This is a genomic window from Curtobacterium sp. AG1037, from assembly GCF_003349855.1.
In the GTDB taxonomy this organism is placed as follows: Bacteria; Actinomycetota; Actinomycetes; order Actinomycetales; family Microbacteriaceae; genus Curtobacterium; species Curtobacterium citreum.
Window position 1 is genome coordinate 421,025 of sequence record NZ_QQAO01000003.1, and the last position, 20,254, is coordinate 441,278.

Below are 20,254 nucleotides of genomic sequence, written 5' to 3' on the forward strand. Positions count from 1 at the left end.
CCGGCACCGAGACCGACCTCGAGTAGGTCCCGACCATCTGCCGGACCGGAGGCGCGGTGCACATCCGCACCGCGCCTCCCGTCCGTCTCCACCCGCGCGCGGAAGCGCGCACGACGGAAAGGCGGTCCCACATGGCGGACACCATCCTCGAGATGCGGGACATCACCAAGACCTTCCCCGGTGTGAAGGCCCTGCAGGGCGTCTCCATCGAGGTCGAGCGCGGCCAGGTCCACGCGATCTGCGGCGAGAACGGCGCGGGCAAGTCCACCCTGATGAAGGTGCTGTCGGGCGTCTACCCGCACGGCTCGTTCGACGGCGAGATCCTGCTCGACGGCCAGCCGGTGAAGTTCGGCTCCATCAACGACTCCGAGGCCGCGGGCGTGGTCATCATCCACCAGGAGCTCGCCCTCAGCCCCTTCCTGTCGATCGCCGAGAACATCTTCCTCGGCAACGAGCGCGTCAAGGGCGGGCTCATCGACTGGAACCAGACGAACCTCGAGGCCGCGTCGCTGCTGCAGCGCGTCGGGCTCAAGGACAACCCCGTCACGAAGATCGTCGACATCGGCGTCGGGAAGCAGCAGCTCGTCGAGATCGCGAAGGCGCTCTCGAAGGACGTCAAGCTGCTCATCCTCGACGAGCCCACCGCGGCGCTGAACGACGACGACTCGGCCCACCTGCTCGAGCTCATCCGCTCGCTGCAGGCCGAGGGCATGACGGCGATCATCATCAGCCACAAGCTCAACGAGATCAAGGCGATCGCGGACAAGGTCACGATCATCCGCGACGGCAAGACGATCGAGACGCTCGACATGCACGCCGACGACGTCTCCGAGGACCGGATCATCCGCGGGATGGTCGGCCGTGACCTGTCGAGCCGCTACCCCGAGCGCGAGAACCCCGTCATCGGCGAGGAGCTCCTGCGCATCGAGGACTGGACCGTCCACCACCCGCTCGACGGCTCGCGCGAGATCATCCACCAGGCGAACCTCAACGTCCGGGCCGGCGAGGTCGTCGGCATCGCGGGCCTGATGGGCGCCGGGCGCACCGAGCTCGCGATGAGCGTGTTCGGGCACTCGTACGGCACCGGCATCAGCGGCACGGTCTACAAGCGCGGCGTCCCGATCAAGACGAACACGGTCACGCGCGCGATCGACAACGGCATCGCGTACGCGACCGAGGACCGGAAGCGCTACGGCCTGAACCTGATCGACGACATCAAGCGGAACATCTCCGGCTCGGCGCTCGGGAAGCTCGCCAACTGGGGCTTCGTGAACGGCTCGCAGGAGACCACCGTCGCGGGCTCGTTCCTGAAGAGCATGAACATCAAGGCCCCGTCGGTGAACGCCGTCACGGGCAAGCTCTCCGGCGGCAACCAGCAGAAGGTCGTCCTGTCGAAGTGGATGTACGCCGACCCCGACGTGCTCATCCTCGACGAGCCGACCCGAGGCATCGACGTCGGCGCCAAGTACGAGATCTACACGCTCATCAACAGCCTGGCGGACCAGGGCAAGGGGGTCATCGTGATCTCCTCGGAGCTCCCGGAGCTCCTCGGCATCTGCCACCGCATCTACACGCTCTCCGAGGGCACGATCACCGCGGACGTGCCCCGCTCCGAGGCCACACCCGAGGTCCTCATGCAGTACATGACCCAGGAACGGGAGACCCCTGTCAATGAACGCGCTTAAGTCCGCCGCCGGCTACCTCACCGGGCAGCTCCGACAGATCGGCCTGTTCATCGCGCTGATCGTCATCGTCATCTTCTTCCAGGTGACGACGAGCGGCATCACGCTGGCCCCGATCAACGTCTCGAACCTGATCGTCCAGAACAGCTACATCCTCATCCTCGCCATCGGCATGGTGATGGTCATCATCGCCGGCCACATCGACCTGTCGGTCGGGTCGGTGGTCGCCTTCACGGGCGCCATGGCCGGTGTGATGATCACGCAGTGGGGCATCCCGTGGCCGATCGCGGTCGTCCTCTGCCTGGTGCTCGGCGGCCTGGTCGGCGCCTGGCAGGGCTTCTGGATCGCCTACTTCGGGATCCCGGCGTTCATCGTGACCCTGGCGGGCATGCTCGCCTTCCGCGGTGCCGCGCAGATCGTCCTGCAGAACCAGCAGATCTCGCCCTTCCCGGACGGCTTCCGCTCGCTCGGCTCGGGCTTCCTGCCCTCGTTCGGCACCTCGGGCTACGAGCCGCTGACGATGGTGCTCGGCTTCGCCGCCGCGGCGATCATGATCGTCGTCTCGCTCCGTGGCCGTGCCACCCGGCGCAAGTACCAGCTCGAGAGCGAGCCGCTCGTCTGGTTCCTCGTCAAGCTCGCCTTCGGCGTCGCGCTCGTCATCTACGTCGCGCTGCTGCTCGCCAGCTACAACGGCACGCCGATCGTCCTCGTCGTCCTCGGGCTGCTCGTGGTCGTCTACTCGGTGGTCATGCGGAGCGCGGTGTTCGGCCGCCACGTCTACGCGATCGGCGGCAACGCCCTCGCCGCGCAGCTGTCCGGTGTGAAGACGAAGCGTGTCACGTTCCTGCTGTTCGTGAACATGGGCGTCATCGCGGCGCTGGCGGGCGTGGTCTTCACCGGCCAGCTCAACCTGGCCGCCCCGGGTGCCGGCAACGGCTTCGAGCTCGACGCCATCGCGGCCGTGTTCATCGGTGGCGCAGCGGTCACCGGCGGCATCGGCACCGTCCCGGGCGCGATCATCGGTGGTCTCATCATCGGCATCCTGAACAACGGCATGTCGATCCTCGGCGTCGGCACCGAGTACCAGTCGCTCATCAAGGGCCTGGTGCTGCTCGCGGCCGTCGCGTTCGACGTGTTCAACAAGCGTCGGGCTGCGTCCGCGCGCAAGTAGGGCGGGTCCCACCCCGTTCCCCTTCCCCTGGTGGAGGGCCCCTCCCTGGTGGAGCAGAAGACGTCGGGTCGCCGTGTGGCGCCCGACGTCTTCTGCTCCACCGCTTCGTTCTGCGGACCGGGTCAGGCGGTCAGGACGGCCCACCCACCGGCCAGGAGGCGCAGGGCCCCGTCACGCAGGTCGCCACCGCCCGCCTCGACCCGCGTCGCGTCGGCTGCGGGCACCTCGGCTGGGTCGTCGGCAAGGTTCAGGGCGGTCACCACGGCCGCGTCCGCGGTCGCCGTCCGCAGCACCAGTGCCGTGTTCGTCAGGTGCACGACGTCGGTGTGGGCGCGGTGCAGCCACGGCATCCGCCGGCGGAGGGCGACGAGGGCCTGGTAGGTGCGGGTCAGGTCGGTCGGGCTCGGCGGCGTCGCGGGCAGCTCCGGACGCACGGCGTCGTCCCCGCCCAGGCGCTCCTCCTTGACGGCCGTCCAGCCGTACTCGTCGCCGGCGTAGACCACGGGGGTCCCGGCGACCGTGAACAGGACGGCGGCCGCGTGCCCGGCGAAGCGCTCTCCCACCGCGCTGGCGATGCGGGTGACGTCGTGGTTGCCGACGAACGTCGTGGGGACGAACGTGCCGAGCAGGGCGTCGTGGCGCTCGACCGCGTGCGCCAGCTCGAAGCAGTTCCGGTCGGCGATCCCGTGCCACGTGCCCTGCCAGAGCTCGTACTGCGTGGTCGAGTCCATCGTCGACGCCGTCACGATCGCGGTCGCGTCGCCGTGGATCACCTCGCCGCTGCACCATGCGTCCGGGAACCGCTCCCGCACGCGGGGCAGCACCGCCGCCCAGAACGCCGGCGGCACCGCGTACGCCGCGTCGAGCCGCCAGCCGTCGATCCCCCGTGCGAGCCAGTGCGTCATCACCTCGACCACCAGGTCCTGCACCGCCGGGGAGTCGTGGTCGAGCGCCACGAGGATGTCGTGCCCCTCGAAGTCCCCCACCGGCACCGGGTCGCCCGGCTGCCAGCCCGTCCAGTCCACCGCGAACAGGTCGGCGGTCGGGGCGTCGGGTCCGTGCTCTTCGAGCGCGCGGAACGCGGGGTGGTCCCGTCCGACGTGGTTGAAGACCCCGTCGAACAGCACCCGCACGCCGCGGTCGTGCGCCGCCGCGAGCAGGGCGTCGAGGTCGGCGTCGTCGCCGAGGCGCGGGTCGACGCGGAAGTGGTCGACGACGTCGTAGCCGTGGGTGCTGCTCGCGGACACCGGACCGAGGAGCAGCCCGTTCAGCCCGAGGTCGACCACGTGGTCGAGCCACGGCACGAGCCGGGACAACCGGTGCTCGACCGGCCGCTCGTCGACCGGCGTCGTCGGACGGATCTCGGCCCCGACGGCTCCGAGCGGGTAGACGTGCCACCACATCGCGTGCTCGACCCACGCGGGATCCTCCGGGCGGGCGGGGGCTGCTTCGTCGGCGGCGTTCACCGACCCGATGCTGCCAGCCCGAGCCTGGGCTGTGTGCGGGACCGGACAGCGGGACCAGGATGGTCGGCATGGGACGAGCGATCAGGACCGCTGCGGACGCGTCGGCGTCGGCCGAGGTGCAGGCCGAGCGGACGTGCGCCTCGTGCGGCCGCCGGATGCCGTCGTCCGCCGCCCCGGACGCGAAGTGGTGCTCCGCCGCGTGCCGGAAGCACGGTGTCGACGCCACCGACCGGGCGCTCGAGCAGCGGATCGACGAGCTGCTCGCCGCCCGCCCCCGCACGGCGAGCATCTGCCCGTCCGAGGCCGCCCGCTCGCTCGAGCCGGACGACTGGCGCCCGCTCATGGAGCCGGCGCGCCGGGCTGCCCGCCGGATGGTGGCGCGGGGCGAGGTCGAGATCACCCAGCACGGCACCGTCGTCGACCCGTCCACCGCCAAGGGACCGATCCGGATCCGACGTCCCCGGTAGGGAACACCTGACGCCCGACCGCGTTGCACCCGGGGATGACGACCTCCACCGAAGCGACCCCCGTCCGTCCCGAAGCCCTCGTCGTGGGCGCCAGCGGCATCACCGGCTCCGCCCTCGTCGACCACCTCCTCTCCCTGGGCTGGCGCGTCACCGCGCTGTCCCGCCGACCGCTCGCCCGCGACGGCGTCCGGACCGTCGCCGCCGACCTCCGCGACCCGGCGTCCCTCGACGCGGCACTCGCCGGCGAACGCCCGACCCACGTGTTCTTCACCGCGTGGCAGCGCCAGGAGACCGAGGCGGAGAACATCCGCGTGAACGGCGGCATGGTCCGCGACCTGCTCGCCGCCCTGTCGAACGCGCCGCTCGAGCACGTCGCGCTCGTCACCGGCCTGAAGCACTACCTCGGACCGTTCGAGGCGTACGCCGCCGGGGTCGTGCCGGACACGCCCTTCCACGAGGAGGAGCCGCGGCTGGACGTCCCGAACTTCTACTACGCGCAGGAGGACGAGCTCTTCGCCGCCGCCGAGCGCCAGGGATTCACGTGGTCGGTGCACCGCTCGCACACCGTGATCGGCCACGCCGTCGGCAACGCGATGAACATGGGCCTGACGCTCGCCGTGCAGGCCACGCTCGCGAAGGAGCTCGACCTGGACTTCGTGTTCCCGGGGAGCGCCGCGCAGTGGGACGGGCTCACGGACATGACCGACGCCGGGCTCCTCGCCGAGCACATGGTGTGGGCGGCGACGAGCCCCGAGGGTGCCGACGAGGCGTTCAACGTCGTGGACGGCGACGTCTTCCGCTGGCGGTGGATGTGGCCGCGACTCGCCGCGCACCTGGGCGTCGACCCGGCGCGCGTCGTCGGGTACGCCGACGGTCCGCGCCCGCTCGAGGAGCAGATGGCGCCGCACGAGCACGCCTGGGCCGGCATCGCCGAACGGCACGGCCTGGTCGAACCCGACGTCACGCGGCTCGCCTCGTGGTGGCACACCGACGCCGACCTCGGCCGCGAGATGGAGGTCGTCACCGACATGGGGAAGAGCCGCGAGGCCGGGTTCACCGGGTACCGGCGCACCGACCGCGCGTTCGCCGATCTGTTCGACCGCTACCGGGCGGACCGCCTGGTCCCGTAGTCGTACCCCGTCGGCGAGATCGGGGTACGTGAACCTCCGGCTGCGCCGCGAAGGGACGGGAGGCTCGTGGTTCAGTCGGGTGCACAGGCGCCGGGGACCCTCGGCGGGATCCCCGGAGGAAGGACGACACCATGTCGCTCGGAGACAAGGCGAAGGACGCCACCCAGAAGATCGTCGGCAAGGTCGAGGAGGCCGTCGGCAAGCACACGGACGACGCCGAACTGACGCACCAGGGCCAGAAGGACCAGGTCATGGGCGAGGCGCGCCTCGACAAGGAGAAGGCGAAGGACCACCTCGAGGGCAAGTGAGCCTCGAGCACCGCTGACGCCCGTACCGCCACCAGGCGGTGCGGGCGTCCGCCGTTCCGGGGCCCTGCCGCTCTGCCGCTCAGCCGCTCAGCCGCTCAGCCGCTCAGCCGCTCAGCCGCTAGAACGCGTAGCGGATGCGGCAGCTCGGCACGTGCTCCGCCACGAGCTCCCGGAAGCGCTCGACGAGCTGCCCCTTCGTCGCCGCCCGGTAGCGGACGTTGACGGCGCCGTTCTGCGACACCTTCTGCTCCTGCAGGTCCGGGCGCCAGAGCAGGTCCTCGGCCTTCGGGTGCCAGCCGAGGTTGACCTCGTGCAGGCCCTGGTTGTGGGTGAGGAAGATGACCTCGGCCGCGAGCTGTGCCTTGGCCGCCGGGGAGAGGACGTCGTCCACCTGTCGCAGGAGGTCGGCCCAGTCGGACTCCCACGTCGGCGTCAGGATCACCGGCGAGAAGTTCAGGTGGACCTCGTAGCCGGCGTCGACGAAGTCGTTCACCGCGGCGATCCGCTCGGCCACGGGCGAGGTCCGGATGTCCGTGACCTTCGCGGTCTCGTGCGGCATGAGCGAGAACCGGATGCGCGTGCGGCCCATCGGGTCCCAGTCGAGCAGGTCCCGGTTGACGTACTTCGTCGCGAAGGACGCCTTGGCGGTGGGGCTCATCCGGAACAGATCGCAGAGGTCGCGGACGTTCTCGCTGAGCTGCGCGTCGACCGAGCAGTCGCTGTTCTCGCCGATGTCGTAGACCCACGCGTCGGGGTCGCACTGGTTCGGTTCGGTCTTCGGCCCCTGCTTCGCGATGTTCCGCGCGACGTGCTTCGTGATCTGGTCGATGTTCGCGAAGACGGTCACGGGGTTCGAGTAGCCCTTGCGTCGCGGCACGTAGCAGTACGCGCACGCCATCGCGCAGCCGTTCGCGGTCGAGGGGGCGATGAAGTCGGCGGAGCGGCCGTTCGGACGGGTGACGAGCGACTTCTTCACGCCGAGGACGAGCGCCTCGGTCTTGATCCGCACCCAGCGGCGGACGTTGCGTTCGTCGCCGTGGACCTCGGGGATGTTCCAGTGCGAGGCCACGGGGACGATCTCGGCGTCCGGCCACCGCGCCACCACGTCCTGTCCGCGCGGCAGGTCGAGCGCGGCGGCTTCGGCGTAGATGCGCCGGACGTCGAGGAGCGGTCGTTCGGGACGAGTGTTCACCGGCACGTTCCTACCAGCACCCACCGACGTGTCCGTGGCCAGAGCAGCGCAGGAGCAATACATCGCATTCTCTATTCCTCCAGTCGGATCGGCTTGCATGGACCGTCCGCATCCCACACCCAGCAGAGGACTCCCGTGCAGAACCCATCCCCCACACGACCGCCCCGGTCCCACCGCAGGAACCGACTCGGCGCCCTCGTCGGCCTCGGCTGCCTCGGCCTCGCATCCGTCGTGGTCGCCGGCGTCCCTGCGTCGGCGTGGCCGTCCGCCGCCGCTGCATCGGCCGAGATCCGCGACGTCGTCGTGACGAACACGAGCTTCGCCCCCGGCGTGCAGAACCGGTTCAGCGGGACCGCGACCCCGGGCGCCACCCTGCGGGTCGGGTTCCTGACCGGGTGGCAGCAGTCCCCGGAGGACATCACCGTGCGTGCTGACGGCACGTGGTCCTTCGACCACACCCCACCCGCAGGCCTCAGCAGCCTGCTGATGCGCTTCACGCAGCAGGTCGGCGGCACCGAGCGGGTCTCGCAGATCTTCACCCTGGCGCCGGGTGCGGGGACGCCCACCCCCGAGGACCCGACCGCCCCGCGCGACGTCACGCTGCAGAACACGACGTTCATCCCCGGCATGGCGAACCGGTTCAGCGGGACGGCCACCCCCGGCGCGACGTTGCGCGTCGGGTTCCTGACCGGATGGCAGTCCCACCCCCACGACATCCCCGTCGGCGCGGACGGCACCTGGTCATTCGACCACACGCCCCCGGCCGGCTCGGAAAGCCTGCTCATGCGCTTCTCGCAGCGGGTCGACGGCGTCGAACGGGTCTCGCCGGTCTTCACCTTGACCGCCGGCGCCGGGACGCCCGCGCCCGAGGTCCCCGCCGAACTGGCCGATCCCGCCGTCGTGACCGAGCGCGTCCAGGCCGGCGGGAAGCGCCGCATCGACGGGACCGCGACGCCCGGGGCGTACCTCACGGTCCTCGACCCCGACGGACGGACGATCGTCCCGGGTGAGACCCGAGTGGGCGATGACGGTTCCTGGTCTTTCGAGGTCGACGTCCCCAGCACCGACGACACGTTCGCGTTCCGGCTCGCGCAGGAGCTCGGCGACCGGCGCGCCGTGTCCGGGGTCCTCACCGTGCACGTGGACGGCGCCACCCCGCCTGTGGGGCGACCCGAGTTCGTCGCCCCCACGGTGGACAACACGAGCTTCGTCCCCGGTGTGGCCAACCGCTTCACCGGCACGGCCACGCCGGGCGCGACACTCCGGGTCGGCTTCACCACCGGCTGGCAGAGCCACCCGTTCGACATCCCGGTGGCGGCCGACGGCACCTGGTCCTTCGACCACACGCCACCGGCTGGTGAGACCACGCTGCAGTTCCGCTTCTCCCAGACGCTCGGCGACGAGACCGGCGTCTCGGAGCTCTTCACGCTCGCCGCAGGCCCTGGGACGCCCGCGCCGAACGACCCGCAGGAACTCACCGCCCCCACCGTCGTGTCCGGGCCGGTGCGCGCAGGCACGACGGCCCGCATCGCGGGGACGGCGACGCCGGGTGCCCACGTCCGCATCCTCGACGTCGACGGTCGCCAGGTCGTCCCGGGCGACCTGCGCGTCGGCGACGACGGTACCTGGAGCGCCGAGGTAGCCGTCCCGACGACCGCCAGCACGTTCGTGTTCCGCGTCGAGCAGTTCCTCGGCGCGCTGCACGGCGTCTCCGACCCGCTGACCGTCGACGTCGAGGGCGCGACCCCCGCTGACGGCGAGGCCGGCGTCGTCGCCCCGACACTGGAGAACTCGACGTTCCGTCCCGGCGTCGAGAACCACTTCGCCGGCACCGCGACCCCCGGGGCAACGTTGCACGTCGAGTTCCTCAACGGCTGGCAGAGCCACGACCAGGTCATCCCGGTCGCCGCGGACGGCACGTGGAGCTTCGACCACACGGTCCCCGCGGACCTGTACTCGTTGCACCTGCGGTTCGTGCAGACCGTCGACGGCGAGGACACGACCTCGAAGGTCTTCTCACTGACCCGCAGCTGACCCGGCGTCGCCGTCGGCTCGGACGGACGGGGACGCGTCAGCGCTCCCCGTCCGTCACGGGGGCAGACTCGCAGGATGAGCGAACCCGACGAGCACTTCTTCGTCGTCGACGGTCGACGGTGGCGCCGGACGGACCCGGCGATCCCCGAGGACGTCGCGGCCGCGCTCCGGTCGCACCTGGGTCGCGGGAGGAATGCCGTCCGCCGGGCGAGGCGCGACGGCGACGACGAGGCCCTGGCGGCGGCGCGGCGACGGAACGGCCTGGCCAAGCACGGGCTCGGCGAACGCGGACCCGAGTGGTGGACCCGTCCAGAGGCCGACCGGGTCGCGGACGCCGAGCGCGCGCTCGCCGTGCTCGACGGCGCGCAGTCCGACGAACCGCTACATTGAAATCTTGGACATCACTGCCAGGAGGACCACCATACCCACGACTCGCCCGCTCGCCGTCACCGCCGCCGTCGCGATCGCAACAGTCTCCTCGATCGGTCTGCACGGCTGCGCCGACACCGGATCACCGACCCAGCGACCGTCCTCCTCGTCGTCCCGCACTGCCAACGACCTCGGGGCGACGGACCTCGCCCGCCGTTTCGTCACGACCTTCAACGACGGTGATGCCGGGGCACTCGCCGACCTGTTCACCGACGACGCCGAGTTCGTCAACATCTACGGCATCCGGATGTCCGGTCGGACCGGCATCGAACGTGGTCACGAGGCGGCCTTCGCGAGCCGCCTGGACGGGGCGACCCTCAGCGCCCACGACGTCGAGCAGCACGCCGCGGCGGACGGTGTCGCGGTGGTGCAGGTCGGATGGCGCCTCGAACGAGCGGCAGACGCCGACCCCGCGCTCGCCGTCCCGGACAGCGCCGGAGTGCTCACGTTCACGGCGCTGCGCAGCGACGGCGCCTGGCTCTTCGTCGCCGGGGCGAACGTGGTGGCGTCGACTCCGCCGAGCTGATCCGGTCGCGCCGGACCGTCCGTGTGCGCAGGCCTCGACCGGCCGTGTCGGCCCGACCGTACAGCCGGAACTCGACCGGCCGCTCAGGCCTCGGTGTGGCCCAGGTCCGGCTCGGCGAGCAGGCACACCCGACGGGACGCGGCGGCGTGCACCTCGAACACGACGACCTCGTTCCGGCCGGCCCGGAGCACCGGACCCGGCACGGCCAGGGTCCGCTGCGGCCCCCGCGACCAGTAGCGCCCCAGGCAGAAGCCGTTCACCCAGGCGACGCCCTTCCGGAAGCCGTCGAGCGACAGGTACCGGTCCCCCGGCTCGGTCAGGTCGAACGACCCCGCGGCGAACACCGGGCCGGCGAGCACGTCGCCGTCGGTGGGCGCGGTCTCGGCGAGCTGCGCCAGCGCTGCGGGCGCGATCGGGTCGAGGGCGAGCGGCGAGGCGCTCCACCGCGCGACCGGGACCCCGTCCACGGCGACCCCGCCGAGCAGGCCCTTCGGCTCGCCGATCCGGGGGCCGTAGTCGACCCGGCCCTGGTCCTCGACGAGCAGCTCGAGCGTGCCGGTGACCGGCGGGAGCGCGATCGCACGGTCGTGGTGCTCGCGTTCGAGCACGCCGACGACGACACCGTCCACGGTGACGACGGCGCGGTCGCGGACCTCGTCACCGACGGTCAGGACACCGCCGGTCGGCAGGTCGACCTCGGTCCGGTAGAGCACGAAGCCGCTGGCCGCCCCGAGCGCGTCGAAGGTCGGCGGCTCGTCGTGGGTCGTCCACCCGGTCAGCGCGGGCAGCAGGGAGCGGAGCGACGCGACCCGGTCGAGCCGGACGGCGACGTCCGTGGCGGAGGCGGGGCGTGCCTCCAGGCCGGACCCGTCCTCGGAGAGGCGACCGGATCCACCGGGCTGCATCGAGGCAGGCAGCGACGGGACGGGCGCGTAGCGCTCGATCACCGCGCGGAAGGCGTGGAACTTGTCGGTCGGGCGACCGGCCTCGTCGAGCGGTGCGTCGTAGTCGTACGACGTCGCGATCGGCCGGTACACGCCCTTGTCGTTCGCGCCGTTCGTGAAGCCGAAGTTCGTACCGCCGTGGAACATGTAGACGTTGACCGAGCCGCCGGCGGCGAGCAGGACGTCCAGGTCCGCGGCCGAGTCGCCCGCCGGGGTGGTGTGGTGGTGCTCGCCCCAGCTGTCGAACCAGCCGTCCCAGAACTCCGAGCACATCAGCGGACCGGTGGGCTGCGCCTGGCGGAGTCGCTCGAGCCGCGCGGCCGAGCGGGACCCGAACGAGCCGGTCTTGTGCAGCGACGGCAGTGAGCCGTCCTCGAGCATGGTGCCCATCGGTTGGTCGACGCTCGTGAACGGCACCGTCAGCCCGATGTCCCGGTGCATCTGCTCGAGCTTCGTCAGGTAGACGGGGTCGGAGCCGTACGCGCCGTACTCGTTCTCGACCTGCACGAGCACGATCGGCCCGCCGTGGTCGATCTGCCGCGGGACGAGCACGGGCGCGAGCTGCTCGAGGTAGTCCTGCACGGCGGCGAGGAACCCCGGCTCGTCGCGGCGGACGCCGACGGTGCCGTCGGTGAACAGCCAGTACGGCAGGCCGCCGTTCGTCCACTCGGCGCAGATGTACGGCCCGGGGCGGACGATGGCGTGCATGCCCTCGGCGGCGACCAGGTCGAGGAAGCGGCCGAGGTCGAGCCCGCCGGTCAGGTCGAACTCGCCCGGACGGGGTGCGTGCGCGTTCCAGGCGACGTAGGTCTCGACGGTGTTGAGGCCCATGAGCTTGGCCTTGCGGATCCGGTCCTGCCACAGGTCCGGGTGGACGCGGAAGTAGTGGATCGCGCCGGACAGGACCCGGTGCGGCTCGCCGTCGAGCAGGAAGTCGGTGTCGCCGATGGCGAAGCGCATGGTGTGACCCTCTCAGGGAACGGGGCCGTGCGGAAGGATCCGCACGGCCCCGAGGTGGTGGTGGAACGGTGTTACTTCGAGGTGACCTTGAAGCCCTGCTCGTTGCCGTACTTCACGATCGCCTTCTGCCAGGCCTCGAGCCCGGCGTTCAGGTCGGACTTGTCCTGGTACGCCTGGCCGACGGTGTCCGCGTAGACGCTGTTCGCGTAGACCTGGAAGGGCAGGTACTGCCAGCCCTCGGCGACGCTGGAGGACGCCTTCGACAGGGTCTCGTTGATCGCCTCGCCACCGAAGTACTCCGGCTTCTCGGCGGTGAAGGTCGACGAGGTGAGCTGCGCCTTGGTCGACGGGAAGCCGCCCGACTTCAGGAACACGTCGATCGAGTCCTGCGAGGAGTTCAGCCACTTCAGGAAGCCGGCTGCGAGCGCCGGGTTCTTCGACTGCTTCATGACGACCTCGGCGGAGCCACCGTTGTTCGCGGTGACGTCGGAGGAGCCGTCGTAGGTCGGGATCGGGGCGACGCGCCAGTTGCCGCTGCCGTCCTTCACGCTCGATTCGAGCACGCCGGGCATCCAGGCGCCGGTGACCATCGTGGCGATCTCACCGTTGCCGAGCTGCTTGTACCAGTCGTCGGTCCAGCCGGGCGTCTGCGAGAGCAGGCCCTTCTCGACGAGCTGGTTCCAGGTCGAGGTCCACTTCTTGGTGCCCGCGTCCTGCAGGTTCACCGTGACGTCGGTGCCCTTGACCTCGAACGGACGGCCGCCGGCCTGCCAGATCATCGAGGTCGTGAAGCCCGCGTCACCGCTGTCCGCGGCGATGTAGGCGTTCGGGTTGGACGCGTGGATCTTCTCGGCGTCCGCGACGTACTCGTCCCACGTCTTCGGCGGCGTGGTGATCCCGGCGTCGTCGAACGTCTTCTTGTTGTAGAACATCGCCATGGGGCCGGAGTCCTGCGGCAGGCCGTAGACCTTGCCGTCGAGGTCGACCGACTGCCAGGTGCCCGCACCGTACTTGTCCGCCAGCTTGTCGAAGCCGTACGACTTCAGGTCGACGAGCGAGTCGCTCAGGGCGAACTGCGGCAGCGCGAAGTACTCGATCTGCGCGACGTCGGGGGCGCCGGAGCCGGCCTTGATCGTGTTCTGCAGCTTGGTGTACTGGTCGTTGCCGGTGCCGGCGTTGACGAGCTTGACCTTGACCTTCGGGTACGCCTTCTCGAAGGCGGCGACCTGGGCCTGGGCGGAGGGGGTCCACGACCAGTAGGTCAGCGACCCACCCTTCTCGAGGGCCTTCGTGATGTCGTCGGCCGATCCACCGGAGGAGGACGAGCCGCCGGCGGCGCAGGCCGTCATGGCGACGGCCGCGGTGACGCCGATCGCGAGGGCGCTGAGCCCGCGACGGAGACGCTTGTGCATGAGGGTGCCTTTCACTTCATCGTGAAGCAGGTGCTTCGGGTGGTGCGGGAGGTCACGCCTTGACGGAGCCGGCCGCGAGGCCGGACTGCCAGGAGCGCTGGAGGAAGAGGAACGCGACGACGATCGGGATGATCGTGAGGAGCGATCCGGTGACGACGAGGTTGTAGATCGGGTGCGCGGAGACGCCCTGCGCCTGCGCGCTCCACTGGTTGAGGCCGACCGTGAGCGGGTAGAGGTTCGGGTCGCTCAGCATGATCAGGGGCAGGAAGTAGTTGTTCCAGGTCGCGACGACGGCGAACAGCAGGACCGTCACGACGCCGGGGGCGAGCAGGCGGAGGGCGATCGTGAAGAAGATCCGGAACTCGCCCGCGCCGTCCATCCGCGCCGCCTCGATGACCTCGGTCGGGACCGCGTCGATCGCGTAGGTCCAGATGAGGTACATGCCGAACGGGCTGATGAGCGACGGCAGGATGATCGCCCACGGGGTGTTCGTCAGGCCGACCGACGAGAACAGCAGGAACGTCGGGACGGCGAGCGCGGTGCCGGGGATCGCGATCGCGCCGAGCACGACGGCGAACACCGCACGGCGGCCCGGGAACCGGAACTTCGCCATGCCGTAGCCGGCGATCGTCGCGAGGAGCGTCGCCCCGCCGGCGCCGACCACCACGTAGAGCACGGTGTTCGCGAGCCAGCGCAGGTAGATGCCGCCGTTGTAGGTCAGCGTCTCGCCGATGTTCTGGAACAGCGAGAAGCCGTTGCCGAACCAGAGCCCGAAGGTGCTGAGCAGGTCGTCCTGCGACTTCGTCGCGTTGACGACGAGGTAGAAGAGCGGCAGCAGCGAGTAGACGGTGATGACGATCATCACCACGAGCAGGAGCGTCGACTTGCGGGCGCGGGGGCCACGGCCCTTCGGGCCGCTCGGACGGGAGGCACGGGTGCGGCCCGCCCCGCTGCGTCCGCGGGTGGTCACCGCCTCGGTCACGGTGGGCGGCGTCGTGCGGGTGTCCAGGGTGCTCATCGGTTCTCCGCTCGGGTCCCGCGCACCTGCACGACGTAGGCGATCACGGCGGTGATGACGCCCATGACGATCGCGACGGTGGCGGAGTAGTTGAACTGCTGGCCGCTGAAGGACAGCGAGTAGGCGTACATGTTCGGCGTGTACGAGGTGCCGATGACGTTCGGGGCGAGCGTCTTGAGCAGGTTCGGCTCGTTGAAGAGCTGGAAGCTGCCGATGATCGAGAAGATCGTGGCGATGACGATCGAGCCGCGGAGCGCCGGGATCTTGATCGACCAGATCGTGCGGATCGGGCCGGCACCGTCGATCTCGGCGGCCTCGTAGAGCTCACCGGGCACGACGCGCAGGGCCGCGTAGAAGATCAGCATGTTGTAGCCGACGAACTCCCACGTGACGATGTTGCCGATCGACGCGAGCATCCAGTCCGGGCTGAACGGCTGCAGCAGGTCGATGCCGAGCGCCGAGTTGATCGTGCCGGTGAGACCGAACTGGTTGCCGTAGATGAAGCCCCAGATGAGCGCCGCGACCACGCCGGGCACCGCGTAGGGCAGGAAGATCGCGATCCGGAAGAAGGACGCCGCCCACAGGCGGGCGCTGTCGAGCGCGAGCGCCGCGATCAGCGCGACGACGAGCATGATCGGCACCTGGACGACGAGGAACAGCACGACGCGGCCGAACCCGGTCCAGAACTTGGCGTCCTGGAACAGCTGCACGTAGTTGGCGAACCAGACGAACTGGTTGCCGCCGATCAGCTGATCGCGGAACAGGCTGAGCCAGAGCGCGTAGCCGATCGGGACGACGAGCATGGCCACGAGGACCACGACGAACGGACCGACGAACATCCAGCCGGTCCAGCGGCCGCGCTGCCGGTTCCGGCGCCGCGGCGGCGTCGCCGGAGCTGCGGCTCCTGGCGCACGCGCTTCGAGCGTGGTCATGTGACTCCCTTGTCGTGCTGCGTTCGGGTGCGTCGATGTTGACGTCAACATCGAACTCGGGAACCGTAGCATGGCAACGTCAACATGCGCTACCGTTCGGGGACGGCTTCGCTGCGGGAGCCGCCCGAGGGGGAAGGAGCGCTCGTGTCGACCGAGATCGCCGCCGCGCGCCGCGCGCCCTCGCTGGCCGCCGTGGCCGAGGCCGCCGGGGTCTCGATGCAGACCGTCTCCCGCGTGTCCCGCGGGTTCGACAACGTCAGCCCCGACACCCGCGAACGCGTCCAGCGCGCGATGGACACCCTCGGCTACCGCCCCAACCGCGCCGCCCGGGCACTGCGCTCCGGCCGGTTCCGCACGATCGGCGTGATCATGTTCACGCTCGCGTCCTTCGGCAACATGCGCACGCTCGAGGCGATCGCCGACGCCGCCGGCGCCGCGGACTTCACGATCACGCTGCTGCCGATGGCTTCCCGGACCGAAGAGGGCGTGCGTTCGGCGTTCTCCCGACTGCACGAGCAGGCCGTCGACGGGGTCGTCATCATCATCGAGTCGCACATCATCGACACGGCCGAGGTCGCCCTGCCGGACGGTGTGCCGATGGTCGTCGTCGACTCGACCGGCACCACCGAGCACCCTGCGATCGACACCGACCAGGCCGACGGTGCCCGCCAGGCGACGCAGCACCTGCTCGACCTCGGGCACGAGACCGTCTGGCACGTCGCCGGCCCGGAGTCGTAGTACTCCGCCGCACGCCGGCTGGCCGCGTGGCAGGACACCCTCGAGCGCGCCGGACGGACCGTCCCGCCGGTGTTCCACGGCGGGTGGACGACCGAGCACGGATACTCCGCCGGGCTCGAGATCGCCGGGCGACCGGAGATCACGGCCGTGTTCGCCGCGAACGACCAGACCGCGCTCGGGGTCCTGCGCGCGGCGCACGAGTCCGGCCGGAGCGTCCCGGACTCGCTCAGCGTCGTGGGCTTCGACGACTCCCCCGAGTCCGACTCCTTCTGGCCGCCGTTGACCACCGTGCACCAGTCCTTCGACGAGGTCGGCCGCCGTGCGGTCGCGAACCTGCTCGCGCAGATCGAGGGCGACCCGGTCCACACCGCGACGGACCTGGTCCCCGTGCGGCTCGTGGAGCGGGCGAGCACGGCGGCACCACCGGCCTGACCACGCCGGACAGCGCTGCGCGCGCGCCCGGCCGCCCGGCCAGCCCCTAGGCTCGGCGTGATGGAACTCGTCCCGCCGTCCCACGCCTTCTTCCCCTCGTTCGTCCGCGCCCTCGACGAGTGGGGCGACGCCCACCAGGACGGCGCCGGTGTCCGGGACGCCGCGGCACTGCGCGACCCGGAGGGCTTCGGCCGCTGGGTCGACCAGCTGCTCGCCGAGGAGACCACGGCCGCGGTCGAGCTCGGCCACGTGACCTGCACCTACCGGTGGATCGTCGAGGGCGACGAGTACCTCGGCAGCATCGCCCTGCGGCACGAGCTGAACGACTGGCTCCGCGAGTACGGCGGCCACGTCGGGTACGGCATCCGCCCGTCCGCGCGCGGGCGCGGCCTGGCGTCGGCGGCCCTCGCGGCCACGCTCGACACGGCCGCCGAGCGCGGGATGCCCGAGGTGCTCCTGACGTGCGACGCCACGAACCCCGCGTCCCGTCGGGTCATCGAACGGAACGGCGGCCGGTACGAGCGGAGCGTCGTCACCCCGGACGGCCAGACCCTGCTGCGCTTCTGGATCCGCACCGGCGCCCACCGCGCGCCGGATGTCGACACGACCGAGATCGTCGGCGGTCCCGAAGCACTGACCGTCGGGCTGCACGAGCACGACCCGGCCTGGGCGGAGCGTTTCGCGACGCACCGGGACCGCATCACGACCGCGCTCGCCGGGCAGCACGTCGCGGTCGAGCACATCGGGTCGACGGCGGTGCCCGGGCTCGCCGCCAAGCCGATCGTCGACGTCGCGGTCGCCGTGCCGGACGTCACCGACGAGGCCGCGTACCTGGAGCCGCTCCTGGCCGCCGGCTACGAGCTGCGCGTCCGCGAGCCCGGGCACCGGCTCGTCCGGACCCCGGAGCGCGACGTGCACGTCCACGTGTACGAGCACGGCGCGCCCGCGCTCGACGCGTACCTGCTGCTCCGGGACCACCTCCGCCGGGACGCCGCGGACCGGCAGCGCTACGAGGACGTCAAGCGGGCGCTGATGACCCGCAGCTGGGACGACATGAACGCGTACGCCGACGCCAAGACCGAGGTCATCGAGGCGATCAAGGACCGGGCGGCACGGACCCGGTGATCGTCAGCGGCGGGTGTCGGCCGACACCTCGGCCGGTTCGCGGGCGAGTACCTCCGCGCCGTCCGCGAGTACCCGCGACAGACGCTGCGGCGGTGACGGCGGTGACGGCGGTGACGGCGGTGACGGCGGTGACGGCGGTGACGGCGGTGACGGCGGTGACGGCGGTGACCGCGACCCGGTCGGTCGCGGTCACCGGGGCGACCTGACCCGAACAGGCACCGACCCCGCGTCACGGGGACCTGATCCACCACCGCAACGCTGCCGTGCTCCGAGGATGACCGGACCGACGGCAGACGTCAACCGCCGGTCACCGGATCTTTCGTCCTGCGGACGAACCGGGCTCGGGTCCGGCGTCCCCCGACGGTGTCCAGGCTGCCATCGACGCGACGAAGTCGTCCTGGAACGGCCCGAGCTGTCCCGCTCCGTCCGGCTCCTCCGTCCCCGTCATGCCCCGCACTGCAGGCACGTCCGCCGCGTGCGCGGGGCCCGGTGCGGGGACCGGGCCCCGCCACGGGAGGATCGTGGCGGCCCCGCCACGATCCTCCCGTCCGTCCTGTGCCGGGTCGCGAGCGGTCCGACGGACAGCGGGAGGGCGCCGACCCGCTCACGCGGACCGACGCCCTCCCGTGCTCACTCGACGCTCACCGTGGCGCTCGCCGAGGCGCTCGACCGCCGGCCGGAGCCGGCGGAGCTCAGCCGATCGACACCGCGGTCCAGGAGACCGGCGGCAGCTCGATGGTGATCGTGTCGCCGTCGCGACGGACCGTGTCGTTCGTCCGCAGCCCGACGCGCTCGCGGTTCCCGAGGTCGTTGACGGCGTGCACGTCGTCGTCCCAGACGCCCTCGGCACGGACGTCACCGTCGACCTGCAGGCCGGCCAGGTCGATCGTGACCGTGGTGGTCTCGGTCTGGTGGCGGTTCACGAGGAACACCGCCGCCTTGCCGTCCTCGACCGTGGCGGCCGAGTCGACGACCGGGACCTCGCCGTGCTTGCCGCCGTCGACGGTGTCACCGGAGGCCTTCACCTGCAGCGACGTGCCGTTCGCCAGGCGCGACGTGAGCGAGAACGGGAAGAACGTGGTCTGGCGCCAGGCCGGCCCGCCGGGCTCGGTCATGATCGGGCCGATCACGTTGACGAGCTGCGCGAGGCTCGCCGACGCGACGCGGTCGGCGTGGCGGAGCAGCGTGATGAGGAGGCCGCCGACGACGACCGCGTCCGCGACGGTGTAGACGTCCTCGAGGAGGCGCGGCGCGACCGGCCAGTCCTGCAGCTCGAACGTCTTCTGCTGCTCGTTCCACTTGCTGAGCGACCAGACGTTCCATTCGTCGAACGAGATGTCGATCCGCTTGTCGGACTTCTTGTGCGCCTTGACGTGGTCGGCCGCGGTCGTCACGGTGTCGATGAAGTGGTCCATGTTCACGCCGGAGGCCAGGAACGAGGACAGGTCGCCCTCTTCCTCGTAGTAGGCGTGGGCGGAGATGTAGTCGACATCGTCGTAGGCGTGTTCGAGGACCGTGCGCTCCCACTCGCCGAAGGTGGGCATCGAGGCACCGGACGATCCGCAGGCCACGAGCTCGAGGTCGGGCTGGATCTGGCGCATCGCCTTGGCGGTCATCGCGGCGAGCTTGCCGTAGTCCTCGGCGTTCTTGTGACCGAGCTGCCACGGGCCGTCCATCTCGTTGCCGAGGCACCACATCTTGATGGCGAAGGGCTCCTGGCGGCCGTTCGAGCGGCGGTACTCGCTGAGGGCGGTACCGGCGTCGATGTTCGCGTACTCGAGGAGCTCGATGGCCTCCTGCGTGCCGCGGGTGCCGAGGTTCACGGCGAGCATGAGCTCGGAGCCGACGGCGTCGAGCCAGTGCTGGAACTCGTGCAGGCCGACCTCGTTCGTCTCGGTCGAGTGCCACGCCAGGTCGAGGCGGCGGGGGCGCTGCTCGACCGGGCCGACACCGTCCTCCCACTTGTAGCCCGAGACGAAGTTGCCGCCCGGGTAGCGGATGGCGGAGACACCGAGCTCCTTGACGAGCTCGACGACGTCCTTCCGGAAGCCGTGCTCGTCGGCGGTCTCGTGCGCGGGCTCGTGGATGCCGTCGTAGACGTGGCGTCCGAGGTGCTCGACGAACCCGCCGAACAGGCGACGGCGCACCGGCCCCACGGTGAACGCGCTGTCGAGGACGAGGTGTGTGCGGGGCATGGATCTCCTTCGATCTGCTGGCGGCGGCGGTGCCGTGTGCGGTTCGTGCGTCGTGCTGCAGGTGGACGTGCGCAGCCCGACACGAAAGTGAGC

16 protein-coding genes and 1 pseudogene are annotated in these 20,254 nt (G+C 70.8%); 10 read left to right on the top strand and 7 right to left on the bottom strand.

The features are described from left to right. Positions 1 to 131: 131 nt before the first annotated feature. Both mmsA and mmsB read left to right on the top strand, forming a co-directional pair. The gene (gene mmsA, locus DEU32_RS06705) at positions 132 to 1,685 is read left to right on the top strand and encodes a multiple monosaccharide ABC transporter ATP-binding protein (protein ID WP_114849836.1); all 1,554 of its coding nucleotides are present in this window, start codon (positions 132 to 134) and stop codon (positions 1,683 to 1,685) included. Beyond that, complete coding sequence (mmsB, locus tag DEU32_RS06710) at positions 1,672 to 2,853, top strand: multiple monosaccharide ABC transporter permease (RefSeq protein ID WP_058740518.1); 1,182 nt, start codon at positions 1,672 to 1,674, stop codon at positions 2,851 to 2,853. Before mmsA ends, mmsB begins: the two co-directional genes overlap by 14 nt. A 122-nt stretch (positions 2,854 to 2,975) precedes the next feature. Here mmsB and DEU32_RS06715 read toward each other — a convergent pair whose 3' ends face one another. Continuing rightward, positions 2,976 to 4,256, bottom strand: coding sequence for an alpha-amylase family glycosyl hydrolase (locus DEU32_RS06715; RefSeq protein ID WP_114849896.1), 1,281 nt, complete (start codon positions 4,254 to 4,256; stop codon positions 2,976 to 2,978). A 131-nt stretch (positions 4,257 to 4,387) separates the two neighbouring features. Between DEU32_RS06715 and DEU32_RS06720 the strand changes: the two genes are divergently transcribed. From DEU32_RS06720 to DEU32_RS06730, 3 genes are all read left to right on the top strand, one after another. Continuing rightward, positions 4,388 to 4,786 carry a DUF3253 domain-containing protein gene (locus tag DEU32_RS06720; RefSeq protein ID WP_114849837.1) on the top strand — a complete coding sequence of 133 codons (399 nt, stop codon included), beginning with the start codon at positions 4,388 to 4,390 and terminating at the stop codon, positions 4,784 to 4,786. Positions 4,787 to 4,821: 35 nt separating this feature from the next. After that, entirely contained in the window at positions 4,822 to 5,916 is a 1,095-nt protein-coding gene (locus DEU32_RS06725) for an SDR family oxidoreductase (RefSeq protein ID WP_114849838.1), read from the top strand. A 131-nt stretch (positions 5,917 to 6,047) separates the two neighbouring features. Next, positions 6,048 to 6,224: a CsbD family protein gene (locus tag DEU32_RS06730; protein ID WP_114849839.1), complete on the top strand. Its 177-nt coding sequence runs from the start codon at positions 6,048 to 6,050 to the stop codon at positions 6,222 to 6,224. A gap of 118 nt (positions 6,225 to 6,342) precedes the next feature. Here the strand turns inward: DEU32_RS06730 and DEU32_RS06735 are convergent, their stop codons facing one another. Further along, on the bottom strand, positions 6,343 to 7,416 hold the full coding sequence (locus tag DEU32_RS06735; RefSeq protein ID WP_258554799.1) for a spore photoproduct lyase family protein: 1,074 nt from the start codon (positions 7,414 to 7,416) through the stop codon (positions 6,343 to 6,345). 135 nt (positions 7,417 to 7,551) lie between these two features. Between DEU32_RS06735 and DEU32_RS06740 the strand changes: the two genes are divergently transcribed. The 3 genes from DEU32_RS06740 to DEU32_RS06750 all read left to right on the top strand — a co-directional run bounded on the left by DEU32_RS06740 (position 7,552) and on the right by DEU32_RS06750 (position 10,405). After that, on the top strand, positions 7,552 to 9,450 hold the full coding sequence (locus DEU32_RS06740) for a hypothetical protein (RefSeq protein WP_147281417.1): 1,899 nt from the start codon (positions 7,552 to 7,554) through the stop codon (positions 9,448 to 9,450). Positions 9,451 to 9,525: 75 nt separating this feature from the next. After that, positions 9,526 to 9,840, top strand: coding sequence for a biopolymer transporter Tol (locus DEU32_RS06745; RefSeq protein WP_114849842.1), 315 nt, complete (start codon positions 9,526 to 9,528; stop codon positions 9,838 to 9,840). A gap of 4 nt (positions 9,841 to 9,844) precedes the next feature. Next, a complete protein-coding gene (locus DEU32_RS06750) occupies positions 9,845 to 10,405 on the top strand; it encodes an SgcJ/EcaC family oxidoreductase (RefSeq protein WP_181819218.1) in 561 nt (186 codons plus the stop codon). 83 nt (positions 10,406 to 10,488) lie between these two features. On the opposite strand, the gene DEU32_RS06755 is transcribed toward DEU32_RS06750, so the two are convergent. From DEU32_RS06755 to DEU32_RS06770, 4 genes are all read right to left on the bottom strand, one after another. Continuing rightward, positions 10,489 to 12,309, bottom strand: a complete 1,821-nt coding sequence (locus DEU32_RS06755; RefSeq protein ID WP_114849844.1) for a beta-galactosidase family protein — start codon at positions 12,307 to 12,309, stop codon at positions 10,489 to 10,491. A 71-nt stretch (positions 12,310 to 12,380) separates the two neighbouring features. Beyond that, entirely contained in the window at positions 12,381 to 13,721 is a 1,341-nt protein-coding gene (locus tag DEU32_RS06760) for a sugar ABC transporter substrate-binding protein (protein WP_174777809.1), read from the bottom strand. Between the two features lie 52 nt (positions 13,722 to 13,773). Continuing rightward, on the bottom strand, positions 13,774 to 14,739 hold the full coding sequence (locus tag DEU32_RS06765) for a carbohydrate ABC transporter permease (protein WP_058740512.1): 966 nt from the start codon (positions 14,737 to 14,739) through the stop codon (positions 13,774 to 13,776). After that, positions 14,736 to 15,671, bottom strand: a complete 936-nt coding sequence (locus tag DEU32_RS06770) for a carbohydrate ABC transporter permease (RefSeq protein WP_114849845.1) — start codon at positions 15,669 to 15,671, stop codon at positions 14,736 to 14,738. The genes DEU32_RS06765 and DEU32_RS06770 overlap by 4 nt, the downstream gene beginning before the upstream one ends. Before the next feature lie 84 nt (positions 15,672 to 15,755). On the opposite strand from DEU32_RS06770, the pseudogene DEU32_RS06775 reads away from it, so the two are divergent. Both DEU32_RS06775 and DEU32_RS17480 read left to right on the top strand, forming a co-directional pair. Then, positions 15,756 to 16,841, top strand: a pseudogene (locus DEU32_RS06775) (LacI family DNA-binding transcriptional regulator). A 60-nt stretch (positions 16,842 to 16,901) separates the two neighbouring features. Continuing rightward, positions 16,902 to 17,966 carry a GNAT family N-acetyltransferase gene (locus tag DEU32_RS17480; RefSeq protein ID WP_254631481.1) on the top strand — a complete coding sequence of 355 codons (1,065 nt, stop codon included), beginning with the start codon at positions 16,902 to 16,904 and terminating at the stop codon, positions 17,964 to 17,966. Between the two features lie 692 nt (positions 17,967 to 18,658). Here the strand turns inward: DEU32_RS17480 and DEU32_RS06790 are convergent. Next, a complete protein-coding gene (locus DEU32_RS06790) occupies positions 18,659 to 20,161 on the bottom strand; it encodes an alpha-N-arabinofuranosidase (RefSeq protein ID WP_114849847.1) in 1,503 nt (500 codons plus the stop codon). Positions 20,162 to 20,254: the final 93 nt, after the last annotated feature.

Coding starts and splice junctions, on each gene's coding strand:
- DEU32_RS06755 (WP_114849844.1), bottom strand. CDS start 12,309: ATGCGCTTCGCCATCGGCGACACCGACTTCCTGCTCGACGGCGAGCCG.
- DEU32_RS06715 (WP_114849896.1), bottom strand. CDS start 4,256: ATGTGGTGGCACGTCTACCCGCTCGGAGCCGTCGGGGCCGAGATCCGT.
- DEU32_RS06725 (WP_114849838.1), top strand. CDS start 4,822: ATGACGACCTCCACCGAAGCGACCCCCGTCCGTCCCGAAGCCCTCGTC.
- DEU32_RS06760 (WP_174777809.1), bottom strand. CDS start 13,721: ATGCACAAGCGTCTCCGTCGCGGGCTCAGCGCCCTCGCGATCGGCGTC.
- mmsB (WP_058740518.1), top strand. CDS start 1,672: ATGAACGCGCTTAAGTCCGCCGCCGGCTACCTCACCGGGCAGCTCCGA.
- DEU32_RS06765 (WP_058740512.1), bottom strand. CDS start 14,739: ATGAGCACCCTGGACACCCGCACGACGCCGCCCACCGTGACCGAGGCG.
- DEU32_RS06770 (WP_114849845.1), bottom strand. CDS start 15,671: ATGACCACGCTCGAAGCGCGTGCGCCAGGAGCCGCAGCTCCGGCGACG.
- DEU32_RS06745 (WP_114849842.1), top strand. CDS start 9,526: ATGAGCGAACCCGACGAGCACTTCTTCGTCGTCGACGGTCGACGGTGG.
- mmsA (WP_114849836.1), top strand. CDS start 132: ATGGCGGACACCATCCTCGAGATGCGGGACATCACCAAGACCTTCCCC.
- DEU32_RS06730 (WP_114849839.1), top strand. CDS start 6,048: ATGTCGCTCGGAGACAAGGCGAAGGACGCCACCCAGAAGATCGTCGGC.
- DEU32_RS17480 (WP_254631481.1), top strand. CDS start 16,902: ATGGAACTCGTCCCGCCGTCCCACGCCTTCTTCCCCTCGTTCGTCCGC.
- DEU32_RS06790 (WP_114849847.1), bottom strand. CDS start 20,161: ATGCCCCGCACACACCTCGTCCTCGACAGCGCGTTCACCGTGGGGCCG.
- DEU32_RS06720 (WP_114849837.1), top strand. CDS start 4,388: ATGGGACGAGCGATCAGGACCGCTGCGGACGCGTCGGCGTCGGCCGAG.